Source organism: Rhizobium sp. NRK18 (assembly GCF_024385575.1).
In the GTDB taxonomy this organism is placed as follows: Bacteria; Pseudomonadota; Alphaproteobacteria; order Rhizobiales; family Rhizobiaceae; genus JANFMV01.
Genome location: NZ_JANFMV010000004.1, coordinates 96,872 through 113,481 on the forward strand (window position 1 = coordinate 96,872; position 16,610 = coordinate 113,481).

The following is a 16,610-nucleotide window of genomic DNA, read 5'->3' on the forward strand; positions in this document are numbered from 1 at the left end:
ATGGCCTCACGAGAACCGGATGCGCGGATCGGAAAGCGCAAGGAGAATGTCGGACAGCACCGTGCCGATGACGGTGAAGACGCTGAGGATCAGGATGAAGCTGCCGGCCAGATACATGTCCTGCATCTTCAGCGCCTGCAGGAGGATCGGGCCGGTGGTCGGCAGGTTCAGAACCACGGCGGTGATCACGTCGCCGGAAAAGAGTGCCGGCAGGGCCCAGCCGACGGTGGAGATGAACGGGTTGAGGGCGACCCGCACAGGATAGCGCCAGACGACCGTGCGCTCGCCGAAGCCCTGAGCATAGGCGGTTTCGACATAGGGCTTGCGTAGTTCGTCGAGCATGTTGGCGCGCATGACGCGGATCAGCCCGGCCGCGCCCCCGGTCGCCAGAACGACGAGCGGGATCCAGATGTGCGAGAGCATGTTGACGAACTTGGCGATATCCCAGGGCTGGTTTTCGAACTGCGGCGAGATGAGACCGCCGACGTCGATATGCATCCAGACGAAGGCGACCCACATCAGGATCAGCGCCAGCAGGAAGTCGGGTATGCCCTTTCCGAGGAAGCCGAACACGGTGAAGATATAATCGAAGGCCGAATATTGCCGTGTGGCGGAATAGACGCCGACCGGAATGGCGATGATCCAGGTGAAGACGAGGCTGAGGCTTGAGAGGATCAGCGTCAGGCTGAGCCGGTCCCAGATCAGGGCGCTCACCGGTGCGTTCCATTCCAGCGAACGGCCGAAGTCGCCGTGGAAGATGATGTTGGAGATCCAGCGCCAATATTGCACCAGCAACGGGTCGTTGAGCCCGTATTGCTGGCGCATGATCGCCTCCTGCACTTCGGTGACATATTCGCCGCCGTTGCGCAGCTGGGCCACATAGGCGGTGACGAAATCGCCCGGCGGCAGCTGGATGATGACGAAAGAGATGAACGAAACGAATGCCAGCGTGGGAATGGCCCATAACAGGCGCCGCAAAATGTAACCCAGCATCACTTCTCCTCCGCTTTTCGGGCGGCATTAATTCCAATGGACGGCGATTTGCCGCCTCGCTTTTCGGGATAGCCAGAGCTTTCAGACAACCCGTCCGCCAAATGCGGAAGATGCCGATCCGCGGCCCCCAGGGGATCGCGGATCGGCTTTGCTGATCAGTCGCAGGCTTACTTGCCCATCCACATCTGCTGTGTCTGGCCGAGGCCGATGCCGCGCGTGATATCGTCCTCGATCAGGTCATCGCGGAAATTGTGGAAGTCGTTCTTGACAACCGAAATCGCCGGAGATTCCCCGACCACGCCGATCACATAGCCCTCGGTGACGAAGGTCTTGATGAGATCGTTGAGCGAGGCGTCCGCGTCTGCGCGCTTGCTCGCGCTCGAAGCCGCATCCCAATCGGCGAAGATCTTGCGGATCGGATGATCGGCCGGCGGCTCCATGCCCGAAGCACCCTTGGTCGAGTACCAGACATAGTACTGCTGGGCATAGCCGTCGCTGCCCATCATGATGCGTGGATCGGCGGCGACCACCGACAGGCGGTCGAAGGGATACCACTGCATCTGGAACTCGTTGTTGTCGCGATCCGCATCCCACTGGGTACGGTCGATCATGCGCGGCAGCAGTTCGATGCCGATATCCTTGTAGTTGTCGGCGACGATTTCCATGGTCTTCGGACCGTTGGCATGCTGCATCTCGACGACGATCGACAGGCGCTTGCCGTCCGGACGCAGACGATAACCGTCGCTGTCGCGCTTGGTCAGCCCGATCTTGTCCAGAAGCTCGTTCGCCTTGTCCGGATCATATTCGGCCCAGTGGGTTTCCAGATCCGGATCGAAGTTCGGCGAGCCGGTGACCGGAGCCGCCTGACGCGCTTCGGCAAGGCCGGAGAACACCAACTCGTTGACCGTATCGCGGTCGATACCAATGCTCAGCGCTTCACGGAAGTCGGCGTTTTCGAACAGCTTGCGCAGTTCCTCGTCCTTGACCGTCAGGTTGGGAACGAGGGACCAGGTCTGCGCCTGCGTCCAGCGGTGAACCTTGTAGTCGCCCTTCGCCTCGTTCTCCTTGTAGAAGGTGAAGTCCTGGGGCTCGACATAGCGCATCTGCATGTCGATCTGGCCCTGGACGATCATGAGGTTGAAGGCCTCCTGCTCGCTGAACAGGCGGTGCGAGATCCGGTCGATATAGGGAAGCTGATTACCGGCCTGGTCGACCGCGTAATAATAGGGGTTGCGCACCATGGTGACGACATCGGCCGGGGCCGGCTTTTCGATCTTCCAGGCGGTGATGACCGGCAGGTCCGGGTTCTGCCACCATGCCGTCGCAGCGCCCTTGGAACCCCAGAGATCCTGCCATTTCTCGACGCCGAATTTCTTGGTCGCCGCAGCAAGCTCTTCCGGCGTCGCATAGTGGTCGTTGAACTGCTTCAGGTAGTGCTTGGGAAACAGGAAGCTCGGACGGTCGAGGCTCGGATCGCCGGTCGAATCCTTGGCAAGAATGTCGAGGAAGTAGACATAGGGCTGATCGAAGCTGACCTTGAACGTCTGCTTGTCGATGATTTCCAGCTTCATCGGCTTGCCGCCGGGAGCCAGTGTCTGGTCGATCGACGACAACAGGTTCTTATTGAGGAAGACGTCCTTGTACCAGAACTCGACGTCATCCGTCGTCACCGGCACGCCGTCAGACCACTTCAGGCCCTTCAGCAGGGAGAAGGTGAATTCGCGGGAATCGTCGCTGACCGAATAGGAGGAGATATAGCCGGGTACCAGCTTGAGCTTGCCATCGGCGCCCTGGTTCCACTTGACCACGCGCTCTTCCATCAGCTTCGTCGGACCCCAGCGGTCGCCGGGACCCTTGAAACCGCGATGCCAGGTGCCGCCATACTTGCCCACCTCGACCGCCTGAACGACTGTCGGATGCTCGGGCAGACGCTCGTCGACCGGCGGCAGCTTGCCTGCCTTGACCTCTTCGGTCAGCATCGGCGATTCCTGAAAGGCAAAAGCCGAACCGGCGAGGCATGCCGCCAGAGAAACACTGGCCAACATTGTGCAAATATTTTCACGAATTTTCATTCAACCCTCCCAGATTGATCAATATGCGCTGGTTTTGCCTCCGCAATCCCCAGTAAATGGCGCTGAGCCGGAGGATGTTTTATTGACAACTCAAAATCAAGTTAAAAAATATTTTCATTTATCCACAAAAGGACAATGTCCGGCGCTTTCCCGCTCGATCAATTCGCAGCCCAGCTCGATGCGGCAGGCGGGCAGGTGCGCCGAGGCATCCGATAGCCGATTCTCCAGCACCTGAACGGTTCGCGCGGCGAGCTCTTCCAGCGGAACCCGGACGGTCGTCAGCGCCGGGACGGTCAGATCGAAAGGCGCAACGCCGTCGAATCCGACGACGGCGATGTCGTCGGGAACGCTGAAACCTTGCTCCTGCAACGCGCTCAACGCGCCGATCGCCAGATTGTCGGCCGCACAGAAGATCGCGGTAAAGCCGCTGAGTCCGCCACGCTCAGAGAGAAAACGACCGAGCGCCGCACGCGCATGATGCGGCTCGTAGCCCTCCGCGTGGAGAACCTCTCCGAGATCCGGCGGCAGACCGCGCTCGAGATAGGCGTCGATGAAACCGTCCATGCGGCGGGTGATCGTACTGCGTCCGCGCCAGGTCAGATGCAGGATACGGCGATGCCCCCTGCCGATCAGCCATTCGGTGACAAGGCGCGCACCATAGCGATTGCCCGGCGTAACCGTGTCGATGCGCATGCTGGGGTCCTCGCCGTTCAGGAGAACCACCGCCATGTCGCAGTCCGCAAAGCCCTCCAGCAGCCGGGGATTGTCGTCATAGACGAGAACGATCCCCTCCGCGTTCGCCTCCCGCGCATTGGCAATGATGTCGGCAGCGTCGAAACTGGCGGCACCGTTATGGGCGACGACGCGTATGCCGCGCCGCTCGCATTCGCGCGACAGGGCCGTCAGCAAGGTCCAGGAAACGAGGTTGATGTCATTGTGCGGCAGGTTGCTGGACGGCACCGCCAGATAGACCGTCGTCAGCGAGGCGATCGCCCCCTTCTGTCGGCGCTTGGCGAGATAGCCCAGCCGCCTGGCCGCCTCCAGCACGCGGCTGCGGACCTCCTTCGAAATCGGCGCGGTCCCGTTCAAGGCATGTGACACCGTGCTGAGCGAGACGCCCGCCTCGCGCGACACGTCCTTGATGCCGATCTTGCGCTGGGTGCGCTCGTGCAGCGGCGCGAAGTCACCCCGGGTGGAGCGACCTTGCGTCGGGCCGGGGCTCACGCCCCGCCTCCGCGCAATCTCAGCGTCACGATTTCGAACGGCTTGAAGTCGATCGACACGCCGCCCGCTCCGAGAGCGATCGCCTCGGCTCCTTCTTCCAAGAGGTCCACCCGTTCGACACCCGCGATGACGGGGTCGAAGGAGATTTGGGCCGTCCGGCGCGCGCCTTCGGTTTCCCATAGACGAACGACGACGCCCTCCCCGCTTTCGGCGGCCTTAACGGCTTCGACCGTGACGCCGGGCGTTTCGACACTGACCATCGAGCGCAGGCTGCGATCGTCCACCCCTGCCCCAAAATCGACATGGAGCGGCAGGTTGAAGTCCTCGGCGGCGCGGTGGACCGCAAGCTTGTCGCCGTCATGAACGAACACGGCATAGCGCAGCCGGTGCTCGCCCTGATCGGCTTCGGGCCACGGATATGTCGGCGACCGGAGAAGCGTCAGCCGCACGTCGGTTCCCTTGGCGTCGTAGCCGTATTTGCAATCGTTGAGGAAGGCCACGCCGAAGCCGGGCTCGGCAACATCGACCCAGCGCTGCATCGAGCATTCGAAGCGGGCGCTGTCCCAGGAGGTATTGCGATGGCTTGCCCTCCGCACATGGCCGAACTGGATTTCGGCGTCCGTTGCCTCCGCATTGATCGCCAAAGGAAACGCGGTCTTCACCAGAGTATTGTGCTCGTGCCAGTCGATGAAGCAATCGACCTCGATCTGGCGCGCGCCGGCAGAAAGCGACACGACCTGAACGACGGACGAATGCTCATACCGCCACTCGAAGCGGATTGCGGCCCGCAGCGGCCCCGTTTCGACGACAGCGACGCTCACCAGATCGTCGATCTCGAACAGCTGATCCTCGAAGTCGGAATCGATGTCCCAGGCATCGTACTGGGCCGGCATGTCGCGGAACGCCTGCAGCCGATTTGCAAGCGTGCCGTCCCGCAGGATCTCGCGGTCCTGCATCTTGTCGAACAGCGAGACGATGCGGCCGCACGCATCGAAGCGCACCCGCAAACGATCGTTTTCCAGATGCCGCTCCGAAACGGACAACCCCATGTCATCGACCGGGCAAACGGCGTCATCCAGCGTCGTGAAGGCCAGAGGGCGGAGATCGGCGACCGGCACCGCATAGGCGCTGGTGCCGTCGGCCCGCAGGATCGTCTGCTCCTGTCCCGGCAGAACGCTCGTGGCACTCGTTCCAAGCCCTGCCCGCACGCGGCCGGTGACGTTGAACACAGCCGCCTTGCCCGCCGGTGCGAGTTGCCCGGCAAGGTCCGAGCGCAGCTTTTCCGATGCCTCGAAGAAGGCCGCGTAGTCGCGATCGCTGTCCTCATAGACGGCGCCGATCGACGAGCCGGGCAGGATATCGTGGAACTGGTTGAGCATCACGATGTCCCAGAGCCGGCGGATTTCGGCAGCCGGATAGGCGATGCCTAGATGGGTCTGCGCCATGACGGCGAGCGCCTCGATCTCGCGCAGGGCGATTTCGGCGAGCCGGTTGCTGCGCTTGTTCTTGGCGACCGAGGTCAGCGTGCCGCGGTGGAATTCCGCATAGAGTTCGCCGACCCAGACCGGGAAACGCTCCGGCTCGGCCTGCATGCGGGCAAGCAGCCGGTGGAAGAACGGCCGCATCGTCTCGTGGCTGACCTTCGGGCAGCCCGGAATGCCACGCTCCATCCGACGGATGTTCTGCAGCATCTCGCGGGTCGGACCGCCGCCGCCATCGCCATGGCCATAGACCAGGAACAGCTCCTTGTTGAGCGACTGTTGGCCGTGCCGGCGCCAGGTGCCCATGACATGGGTCGGCTTCAGATTGGGGCAGTAGGTCGTGCCGAGACTGGTGGAATCATAGGGCTGCGTCGTCAGGAAATAGGCGGCGACCTGGGTGCCGTCGATCCCCTGCCAGAACATCGTCTCGTTCGGCATGCGGTTGGTATCGTTCCACGACAGCTTGTGGGTGACGAAGGTATCGAGACCCGACTTGTCCATCAGCTGCGGCAGGCTGGCGGAGTAGCCGAAGGTATCCGGCAGCCAGATCATCCGCGGACGCACACCGAAGGTCTTCCGGTGGTAATCGACGCCGTAGAGAATATGACGGACGAGCGCCTCGCCGCCGGCGATGTTCACGTCCGGCTCGAGCCAGAGCGCGCCCTCGATCTCGAAACGCCCGGTCTCCACCTGCGCCTGGATGCGGCCGAACAGTTCGGGATAGTCCTGCGCCAGATAATCCAGGAGGACGCACTGGTTGTACATGAAGCGGTAGTCGGGAAAGTCCTCCATCAGCGACAGTGCGGTCGCCATGGAACGCGCCATCTTCTGCCGGGTTTCGCGCACGCGCCAGAGCCAGGCGACATCGATATGGGTGTGGCCGGTTGCAACGATGGTCGGCTTTTCCTCGAAATCCTCCACTTCATAGATGGCCTGAACGGCGTCGCGCGCTTTTGCAACCGACGCCCGGAAGCGCGTCTCATTGCCCGGCCGCAGATCGAGACAATCGATCGCCGCGTTGAGATGGTTGAGGATGAAATGGCGGCGCGGATCATCGACGGCGAGCAGACGAGCCACCTCGAGCGGCACGCGCAGATCGTAATAGAGATCGTCGACCTCGACATCGTGGACATGAAGCGCGCAGCCGAAACCGAGCTGACGCCGGTCTTCGATCGTGCCGGCCTCGATGAGGATATCGAAACTGGCGCCCGCAACACCCTTGTCCGTGAGCAGGAATTCGCGGTGATTGCCGTCGACGCCCTGGCGGATTGCACCATCGACGCGCACCAGGCATTGCGGGTCGCTGCGCCCCATGACGCTGCCGAACGCCGCTTCGACGCGCACCACGATGCGCTTGCCTGCGGCCGCTTCCGGGAGCGTCACATGGCCGCCGAACCAGTAATAGCCGTCGGGCTCGCCCCAGACGAGGTCACGATCGACGACAACCCAGTCACTGCGGTCCGACGCTGCCACCTTGTCCCGTTCCCGTGCTTCGGCGGGCCGGTAGCGAAGCGGAACGTCGACGCCGAGCGGAAGGAAAATTCTTTCCTGCAGACGGGACAGCAGGTGATCGAGCTTGCGGATACGCTTCATGGGATGGCCCCTCCTCCAGAGCCGCAATCAGGATAGGGTCAGGACCAGACTGCCGGCTGGCCGGTCAGCAGGACGACGGCCTCCGGGTTCCAGCCTTCAGGGAGAGGCGATGGCCTGTCGAATTCGACATCCTCCAGCGTCAGCCCTTCGACGTTCTGCGACAGCAGGCCAGGCATGCCGCCGGGATAGGCGACCAGACCGATGACCTGTCCATTCTCGTCCTTGACCCAGGCATTTGCGCGACCGGCGGCATCCGGGGATGGCGCGAGATCGAAATGGGTGGGACGCACATCGTAGCGTTCGCCGCGGTAGCGGCCGGGTACCTGCCGCAGATTGATGCGGGCGAGCCGGACATCGGCTATGCCGGAGCGGCTGTCGGCAACCAGATTGACGGCCCCTTCCATGGCGCCGGAAATATCCTCGAAGACGACGTTCTCGACCCGGCCCGCTGGCTTGCCCGGCCGTCGGTCGATGACGTTGATGGTGATCGCCTCGCCGGAGCCCCAGAAGCCTTCCGGCGTCTCGTGCGCCTCGACCCGCAGCCGCTGGCCGACAATGCCGCGCACATGGCCGCCGTCACGCGAAAAGATGCCGATCGCCCGGTTCGAGCGGACGATATCGCAGTCCCGGAAGGTGATCGCCTCGAAATCGCCATGGCTCTCCGTGCCGATCTTCAGGGCGCAGCTGCGGCTTTCGATGCGGCAATGCTCGACCAGAATATTGCGGCATGCGCCGACCGCCCTGCCGTCCGGTCCGATGCTCGTCTTCAGGACGACGCCGTCGTCGGCGGTGGCGATGTCGCAATCGCGGATGACGACATCCTGACAGCTGTCGATGACGATGCCGTCCGTGTTCGGCATTTCACGGTCGTTGTCGACCGAAAGCCCTTCGATCCGCACCGTGCGGCAGTCAATCAGATGAATGGTCCACATCGGCGACGAGCGTACCGACAATCCGCCGAGGTCGACATTCTCGCACCCCTGCATGACCAGCACGCGCGGACGCTTTGCCGCCGGCACATGGGTGCCCATGTCCTCCAGCCGACCGACGATGTAATCGGTGCCGGGCGCCTCTATGACGCCGGGTCCGGAGATACGGATCGACGACGCGCCCTGCGCGACCATCATCGCCGTGTCGGAATCCTCCGCGATTACGTCCACCCGGTTGGAGGCATAGGCCGCATAATCGGCAACGAAACGCAGGACCGCACCTTCGCCCAGCACCAGATCGAGCCCGGAGGGGAGACGCAGGGCACCGCAAAGATGCACGCCCGCCTGCAGCACAAGGCGATCTCCAGCGGCGGCGGCGACATCCATGGCGAGCTGAAGCGCTGTGGTCACCTCCCCATCACGCCTAATGAATATATTTTCATTCATATTGAAGACACTCGCACCAAACTCCTCATTTGGTTGCGGATATTATCTATATATCCAGTATAAACAAGACATGACAGGAAGGGATGAGCGTCTTATCGATCAGAATTTCATTCAAATTTTTTCACTTACATATGGGGAAAGCCGGATGCCGCGCCTGCATGCGCCGAAAAAGCGCTGGCCTGCCATGCGGGACGCACGACAGGCCATCAATTTCCAGCATATTCGGCAAGCGTGAATTCAGGCTGCCAGCCAGCCCTGATGCAGAGGATGATCCGCGGCAAGCGGCAGGCGAACGACCCTGCCGTTGCGCGCCGAATCGTAGAGCGCCGCCATCAGCTCGATCGAATGGCGCCCCTCCTCCATCGACGGCAGGAAGATATCCAGCTTTCCGTTCAGGCGCGCGTGGATTTCGGTGAACATCCCCGAGAAGCGCTCGAGCCCGTCCGAAAAGCCGGCGACAATCGCGTCGATCTCGGCCTGACGCGCCGGATCGGTCGCCTCGAAACGCCAGTCGCCGCCGCCGATCCGGTATGCCTCCGTGCTGGAGGTCATCGTCACATGCTCGAAGCAGGCACGGAAGCGCGACGTGTTTCCGGCGGCGCCCAGCGTCAGCGACGAGGTCACCAGCGCGCCGTCGGCCGTGCGCATGGTGATCGCGGCGCAATCCTCGCTCTCGATCGGATTGACCCGCGTGTCGAGGAAGGCTGCGACTTCGGTGATATCGCCGGCAAGATGCGTGGTGAGATTGTGGATATGGCAGGCGTGGCTGACGATCGCGCCGCCGAGTTCGCCCTTCCAGGTTCCGCGCCAGGGCTCGGCGTAATAGTCCGGCCCGCGCTGCCAATGCGTTTCAAGCGAAATGACATAGGGTTTCCCCAGGAGCCCGCGCGTTTTCAGTTCATGGGCGGCGCGATACCCAGGCCCGTAGCGGTACTGGAAGACCGGAAAGACCTGCCGGCCGGAGCGGGCCGCGGCATCGGCCATCCGATCGACATCAAGCAGGGACCCGGCGATCGGCTTCTCGCAGATGACGTGCTTGCCGGCCTCAAGCGCGGCAATCGACATCGGCGCATGCAGATGCGGCGGCAGGCAATTGTCGAAGAGATCGACTTCGGGATCGGCCAGGACCTCGTTGATGTCGGGCGTCGTGCTGCATCCAGGTATCAGTTCGGCCGCTTCCCGCGCCTTCTGGTCGTTGAGGTCGCAGATATAGCGCACGTCGAACAGGTCGGTCAGCTTGGCATAGGCGACCATGTGCGCCTTGCCGATGCCGCCGCCTGCGACGGCGACGCGAATACGCTGTGTCATTGGGAGGCTCCGTTCTCAGCAATCTGTTGCGCCGTCAGCGCCAGTTCGGTGGCGAGGAAGGCATGGGCCTGGGTCATTGCGGTCTCGGTCCGCGCTGCGATATCCGCCGCCAGCCGGGCGAAATAGGGAAGGCCGGCGCCGGTGGCGTCGAAGCGCTCGATGCCCTTCTTGTCGACGAGGAAGACATGATCGCCGCCTGGGCTGCCGCCGATGTCGATATATTTCCGCATCTCGATATAGCCGTCGGTACCGAGAATGGTGATGCGACCGTCGCCCCAGACCGGAAGCCCGTCCGGCGTTAGCCAGTCGATGCGGGCATAGCCGCGGCCGCCATTGCCTTCGATGAGCGCTTCGCCGAAGTCCTGGAAGCCGGCCCGATCCGGATTGGCCACGTTGCCGACATGGGCGGCGACGACACGTGCCTCTGTCGAACCGGTGAAATGCAGGAACTGGTCGAACTGATGGGCGCAGATGTCGGTCAGGATGCCACCCGTTTTCTGCCGGTCCCAGAACCAGTCCGGCCGCGCCGGCGGATTGTGCTGATGCGGACCGAGGCCCACCGTCTGGACGACCTTGCCGATCCGCCCTTCGGCGATCAGCCGGTCGACGAGCGTGCAGCTTTCCACCCGGAAGCGCTCGGAAAAGCAGACGCTCCAGATACGTCCCGTTTCCGCAACCGTGCGGCGGATCTCGGCAAGCTGCTCAAGGCTCGTGCAGCCGGGCTTGTCGACCATCACGTCCTTGCCGTGGCGCATGGCGGCGAGCGCCGCACCGGCCCGTTCGCTGTTGATGCCGGAGCACAGGACCAGGCCGATGCTCTCGTCTGCCAGAATGGCATCTGCCTCGACCTGCGGAACATCCGGATGGGCGGAGCGGAAGGCGCCGCAGACCTTCTCCGGCGTCGCGGATCCGGTCGACCAAGCGACGAGCGTCGCGCCGGCCTCCAGCATGCCGCTCACCATGCCGTAAATGTGGTTGTGATCGATGCCGATCACTCCGATCTTCAGATTGCTTGTCATTGTCATACCGTCAGAGTTTGATGCCGCGGGCCTGCAGCATGGAGGAAATGTTGACCAGCGAGCCGGTCTCTATCGAGGCATTGGCGGCAATCCCCGTGAGGATCGACCAGGCGCCGGCGACGTGGTCGGAGGCGCGGTTGTAGCGGTCCGGCTCCATCCCGTCCGGATCGAAGATGTAGCCGAGCATCAGCGGATCGGCGCCGCCATGGTCGCCCTTGCCGGCCGGCACATCGAGCATCTGCGGCGGCTTGCCGGCGAGATGCAGTTCGGTGGTGATCGCTTCCTTGCCGGCATGCTCGCGCACGCCGCCGAAAACGCCGTGCACCTCGACATGGCGGTGGGTGAGATCACCCTTGGTGCCCTGGAACTTGATCTCCAGCCCTTCCCATGGGGAATAGGCTGTCAGCGTGTAGTTCGCCGTCACGCCGGAGGCGTAGCGGATATGCGCCTGCATCGTGTCCTCGATGCCGATGTCCTCATCGAAGACGCAGCGGTCGCGGAAGTAGCCGTCTACCTCTTCGGCCTCGAGATAGAGGCTGCGCAGGTTTCCGTCGCCGGCGAGATCCAGCCGAAAGTCGCACTTCTCGGCGACGGGACAGCCGTGACAGCGCGGGCCGTGGCCCGCAAGCCCCAGTTCGACGGCCGTCTCCGGCCGATAGAAGACGCGCCTCCCGGATGCCAGCACCTCTGTCGGGGCGGAGGCGAGCCACCAGTTCAGAAGATCGAAATGGTGGGTCGACTTGTGCACCAGAAGACCGCCGGAATTCTCCTTCTGGCGATGCCAGCGGCGGAAATAGTCGGCGCCGTGCACCCGATCGAGATGCCAGCGGAAATCGACCGCGGTGATCGTGCCGATCGCACCGGAGGCCAGAACCTCCTTGATTTGCGTGCGCGCCGGCGAATAGCGGTAGTTGAATGTCACCTTGACCTTGCGTCCGGTTTTCTTCTGCGCGTCCATGATCTTCTTCAGGCGATTGAGATCGATGGTCAGCGGCTTTTCGCAGATGACGTCGCAGCCGGCCTCGAAGGCCCGGACGATATAGTCGGAATGCAGGAAATCCGGCGTCGTGACGACGATGGTGTCCGGCTTCTGCTCCGCGATCAGCCGGTCGAAATCATCGGCGAGATAGGTGGCGACGCCGTTGGTGCCCGGCTTGGTGACAGCCTTGGCCGCCTCGCCCAGACGATGCGCATTGCTGTCGCAAAGCGCCACGATCTCATGCTTGTCGGGATAGTCCTCGGTGACGGAATCGCGGAACATCTTGTGCCGCGAACCGCACCCTACAATGGCGATTTTCATGGGTACTGGCTTTCATGCTTGGGAGGGTTCTATGCGTTGACCCGACTTGTCGAAGTAATGAAGGTCGGCAAGGTCGAAGCCGATGGTGATGGCGTCGCCCGCCTTCTGTTCGGCGTGTCCGCGGCTGCTGACGAGAAGCGTCTGGCCGGATGACAGGTCGACATGCAGCAGCGTTTCGTTGCCGAGATATTCGACCAGCCGGATCGTTCCCTTCGCCTCGACCGTTCCCGGCCCGACATGCACGGAGCCCGGACGCACGCAGACCGTGATGGTGCCGTCCGTCGTGCCGAGATCCGGAATGGCAAACGGCTCCAATCCGTCCGCGATCGCCATCAGCTGCCCGTCCCGCCGCTCCAGCCGCGCCTCGATCATGTTGATCTTCGGCGAACCGATGAAGCCGGCGACGAACAGGTTCTGCGGCCTCGTATAAAGCTCGTGCGGCGTGCCGACCTGCTCGATCTTGCCGCCGCGCAAGACGACGATGCGGCTCGCCAGCGTCATCGCCTCCACCTGGTCGTGGGTAACGTAGATCATCGTCGTGCCGAGCCTTGCGTAAAGGGCGGCAAGCTCGGCGCGCATCTGCACGCGCAGTTCGGCGTCGAGGTTCGACAGCGGCTCGTCAAAGAGGAAGAGCTTCGGCTCGCGGACGATCGCACGGCCGATCGCGACGCGCTGCTTCTGGCCACCCGAGAGCTGCCGCGGCTTGCGGTCGAGAAGCTTTTCGATCTGCAGGACGCGGGCCGCATCGGCGACGCGGCGATCCACTTCGGTGCGTGACACCTTGAAGTTCTGCAGCCCGAAGGCGAGGTTCTTCGCCACGTTCATGTGCGGGTAAAGGGCGTAGCTCTGGAACACCATCGACAGTTCGCGCTTCGACGCCGGCAGGTCGTTGACCACCGTCCCGTCCATGGCGATCGTGCCGTCGCTGATATCCTCCAGGCCGGCGATCATCCGCAACAGCGTCGACTTTCCGCAGCCGGACGGGCCGACAAGAACCAGGAACTCGCCGTCGTGAACATCGAGATGCATGTTCTGGATAATGTTCAGCGCGCCATAGCGCTTGCCGACGTTTCGAAGCGTCAATCCTACCATTCTCGAAATTCCCTATTTCATTCCGGATGTGGCGATGCCGCGCACAATCAGTTTCTGGAAAAGGATGAAGAAGATGACCACCGGCACCAGCGACAGGACGGACATGGCAAACATCTGGCCGAAGACAGATTCACCCTCCGCGTCGAGGAAGAGGCGCAGAGCCAGCGGCACGGTGTAGGTCTTGATGTCGTTGAGGTAGATGAGCGGCCCGAGGAAATCCTCCCAAACCCAGATGAAGGAGAAGATCGCCGCCGTGCCCATCGCCGGCAGCGACAGGGGCAGGATGATCTTCCAGTAGATCTTGAAGGGCGAGCAGCCGTCGATCATCGCCGCCTCGTCGAGTTCGCGCGGCAGCTGGCGGAAGAACTGCACCATTAGGAAGACGAAGAAACCGTCAGTCGCCAGGAATTTCGGTACTACCAGTGGCAGATAGGTGTTGACCCAGCCGAGCTTCAGAAATTCCACATACTGCGGGATGAGGACCACGTGATACGGGATCATCAGGGTCGTCATCATCAGCGCGAAGAAAAAGCTGCGGCCCGTAAACCTCAGCCGCGCAAAGGCATAGGCCGCGAAGGAACAGGAAATCAGGTTGCCGATCACCGACAGCACGGTGACGATCAGCGAGTTCTTGTAGAACACGGTAAAGGGCATCGGCAGTCCGTTCCAGCCCTTGACGTAGTTGTCGAACTGGAACTTCTGCGGCCAGACGGACAGGCTGGTGAAGATCTCGTTCTCCGGCTTCACCGAGGAGCTCACCAGCCACAGCAGCGGATAGAGCATGACGCAGGAGACGCCGATCAGGAACACGTGCTTCAGGATGCGCGCGCGCCGGTCCTGTTTCTCGCGCTTGAGCCTCAGGCCGTGGGCGACCTGTGCGGCCTCCTCCAACTGACCGGCGAAGTCCTGTTCAGTCGCGGTCGTTTTCATAATGCACCCAATATTTCGATGACAGGAAGGCCAGCGCCGTGAAGGCGGCGATGATGATCAGGAGCACCCAGGCGAGTGCCGAGGCATAGCCCATGCGGAAGAACTTGAAGGCCTCGTTGAACAGATAGACGGTGTAGAAGAGCAGGCTGTCTGCCGGCGCGCCGTTGCCGTGCGAGATAATGAAGACGCTGGAGAACGTCTTGAAGGCGTCGATCGTCTGCAGCACGAGATTGAAGAAGATGACCGGAGCGAGCAGCGGCAGCGTGATGCGGAGGAACTGCCGCCAGCGCGGCGTCCCGTCGATCTCGGCGGCCTCGTAAAGATCGCGCGGAATGGCCCGCAAGCCGGCGAGGAAGATCAGCATCGGCGAGCCGAACTGCCACATGGCGAGCACCACCAGCGTGTAGAGCGAGGTGTTCGGATCGGTGATCCAGGACGGCCCCTGAATGCCGACCATCGCCAGCAGCTGGTTGACGGCACCGTCGCCCGAAAACAGCTGGCGCCAGAGGATGGCGATGGCAATCGACGAGCCGAGCAGCGATGGCAGATAGAAGATCGCCCGGTAAAGACTGATGGTGCGCAGACCCTTGTCGAGCAGCATCGCCACGCCGAGCGCCATGATGAGGCGCGCCGGAACGGCCATCGCGACATAGCTGAAGGTCACGTCGATCGCTTTCCAGAAGCGGCGGTCGCGGGTGAACATGTAGACGTAGTTGCCGAACCCGGTCCAGCGCGGCGCACTCACCATGTCGTAGCGCGTGAACGACAGATAGAGCGAAGCAAGGATCGGCCCCAGGGCCAGCAGGAAGAAGCCGAGCAGCCAGGGAAGCAGAAACATGTAGCCGGGAGCGTTCCGGGCAAGAAAGCGTCTCATGAGGAGGCCTTTTCATCAACCGGCGGAACCCGGACCGTGAAGGCTCGGGTTCCGCCCTGAATGCGGATCAGCGGGCGCGGTCGACGATGTCCTGCGCGTCCTGGATGAACTGCCCGGCGGCTTCGGCCGGCTCGATATTGCCGAGCACGACGTCGGAGGCGGTCCGCATGAAGGTATCGTAGACCTCGCCGGCGCCCTTCGGCTGCGGCGGCGGCAGCTTGCCGACATGGTCCTGGATGGCGTTGAAGTAGTCGATGGACGCCTTTTCCGTTTCGGTCAGCTTCGGCATCAACGCCTCGCGCACCTTCGGCGAGCAGGGAATGCCGCGCTCGAGGCCGAGAATATCGATGGTTTCCGGATCATTGACCCAGTCGTTCATGTACATGATGGCCGCGTCGATATCCTTGGCGTCGCGGGTCAGCGACATGAACATAGACGGCTTGATGAACTGGCCGTACGGTGCGTCCTTCTTGTGCGGGATCATGGCGGCGCCGATCGGGTCCTTCATCAGCGCCTGAATGCCGACGAGCTGGTTCGACCAGTATTGCGACATGGCCGTCGCGCCGCTGACGATACCGGATTCGCCGAGCGGCGGGCTGAGGATGACGGTGCGATCCTTGTCGGCGACAACGCCGGCCTTGCGCAGTTCCGCCCAGTACTGCCAGAAGGTCGCGACGTCCTCTTCGGTCGCCGCGATATTGCCGTCGGCATCGTAGAACTCGCGGCCGTTCTGGCGGACCCAGATTTCCATGACGTCGACAGCGGTCGAAAGGTCGTCCGAGCCCTTCATCTTGCCGCCGGAAGCAGACGTGATCTTCTCACAGACTTTCGGCAGGTCGTCGCGCGTCCAGTTGATGACGTCGACGTCGACACCGGCATCCTCGAATGCCTTCTTGTTGTAGACCAGGACCTGGCTGTTGGAGCCGATGTTGAGCGCGTAGAGCTTGCCGTCGACCTGACCGCCCGAGAGAGGACCGGGATCAAAATCGGCGATATTGAGCGTCTTGCCGACATATTCGTCGAGCGGCTTCAGGGCGCCGCGGCGCACATATTCGAAGAGATAGCGGTAATCCATCTGCACGAGGTCGGCCATGTTGCCGCCGGCCGTCTGGGTCGCCATCTTCGTCCAGTAGTCACCCCAGCCGATGGTTTCGCCCGAAACCTTGATATCCGGATGATGCTTCTGGAAGACGTCGATGACCGCAAACGTCCGTTTGTCGCGGTTGGGATTGCCCCACCAGAAGTGCCGGATCGTCCGGTCGGCGGCCATTGCCGGCACGGCCGGCAGGGCGGTGGTGGCGGCCAGTGCGCCCATGGTTCCCAAAAGGGAGCGTCGTGTAAGTTCCAT

12 protein-coding genes are annotated in these 16,610 nt (G+C 62.5%); all 12 read right to left on the bottom strand.

Going from position 1 to position 16,610, the window contains the following annotated elements:
- Positions 1–6: 6 nt before the first annotated feature.
- Positions 7–993 carry an ABC transporter permease gene (locus NN662_RS19735; RefSeq protein WP_261932128.1) on the bottom strand — a complete coding sequence of 329 codons (987 nt, stop codon included), beginning with the start codon at positions 991–993 and terminating at the stop codon, positions 7–9.
- 167 nt (positions 994–1,160) lie between these two features.
- Complete coding sequence (locus tag NN662_RS19740) at positions 1,161–2,972, bottom strand: ABC transporter substrate-binding protein (RefSeq protein ID WP_261932129.1); 1,812 nt, start codon at positions 2,970–2,972, stop codon at positions 1,161–1,163.
- 207 nt (positions 2,973–3,179) lie between these two features.
- Positions 3,180–4,289: a LacI family DNA-binding transcriptional regulator gene (locus NN662_RS19745; RefSeq protein WP_261932130.1), complete on the bottom strand. Its 1,110-nt coding sequence runs from the start codon at positions 4,287–4,289 to the stop codon at positions 3,180–3,182.
- Positions 4,286–7,363: an alpha-mannosidase gene (locus NN662_RS19750; RefSeq protein WP_261932131.1), complete on the bottom strand. Its 3,078-nt coding sequence runs from the start codon at positions 7,361–7,363 to the stop codon at positions 4,286–4,288. Before NN662_RS19750 ends, NN662_RS19745 begins: the two co-directional genes overlap by 4 nt.
- Positions 7,364–7,401: 38 nt before the next feature.
- Positions 7,402–8,739 carry a glycoside hydrolase family 28 protein gene (locus NN662_RS19755; protein ID WP_261932132.1) on the bottom strand — a complete coding sequence of 446 codons (1,338 nt, stop codon included), beginning with the start codon at positions 8,737–8,739 and terminating at the stop codon, positions 7,402–7,404.
- Between the two features lie 237 nt (positions 8,740–8,976).
- The gene (locus NN662_RS19760) at positions 8,977–10,047 is read right to left on the bottom strand and encodes a Gfo/Idh/MocA family protein (RefSeq protein WP_261932133.1); all 1,071 of its coding nucleotides are present in this window, start codon (positions 10,045–10,047) and stop codon (positions 8,977–8,979) included.
- A complete protein-coding gene (locus NN662_RS19765) occupies positions 10,044–11,066 on the bottom strand; it encodes a Gfo/Idh/MocA family protein (protein WP_261932134.1) in 1,023 nt (340 codons plus the stop codon). Before NN662_RS19765 ends, NN662_RS19760 begins: the two co-directional genes overlap by 4 nt.
- Before the next feature lie 10 nt (positions 11,067–11,076).
- Positions 11,077–12,366 (bottom strand): Gfo/Idh/MocA family protein, encoded by a 1,290-nt coding sequence (locus NN662_RS19770; RefSeq protein WP_261932135.1) that lies wholly within the window; start codon positions 12,364–12,366, stop codon positions 11,077–11,079.
- A gap of 12 nt (positions 12,367–12,378) precedes the next feature.
- Complete coding sequence (locus NN662_RS19775) at positions 12,379–13,458, bottom strand: ABC transporter ATP-binding protein (protein ID WP_261932136.1); 1,080 nt, start codon at positions 13,456–13,458, stop codon at positions 12,379–12,381.
- Positions 13,459–13,470: 12 nt separating this feature from the next.
- Entirely contained in the window at positions 13,471–14,241 is a 771-nt protein-coding gene (locus NN662_RS19780) for a carbohydrate ABC transporter permease (protein ID WP_261932344.1), read from the bottom strand.
- 127 nt (positions 14,242–14,368) lie between these two features.
- Complete coding sequence (locus NN662_RS19785; protein WP_261932137.1) at positions 14,369–15,262, bottom strand: carbohydrate ABC transporter permease; 894 nt, start codon at positions 15,260–15,262, stop codon at positions 14,369–14,371.
- Positions 15,263–15,329: 67 nt separating this feature from the next.
- On the bottom strand, positions 15,330–16,610 hold the full coding sequence (locus NN662_RS19790) for an ABC transporter substrate-binding protein (RefSeq protein ID WP_261932138.1): 1,281 nt from the start codon (positions 16,608–16,610) through the stop codon (positions 15,330–15,332).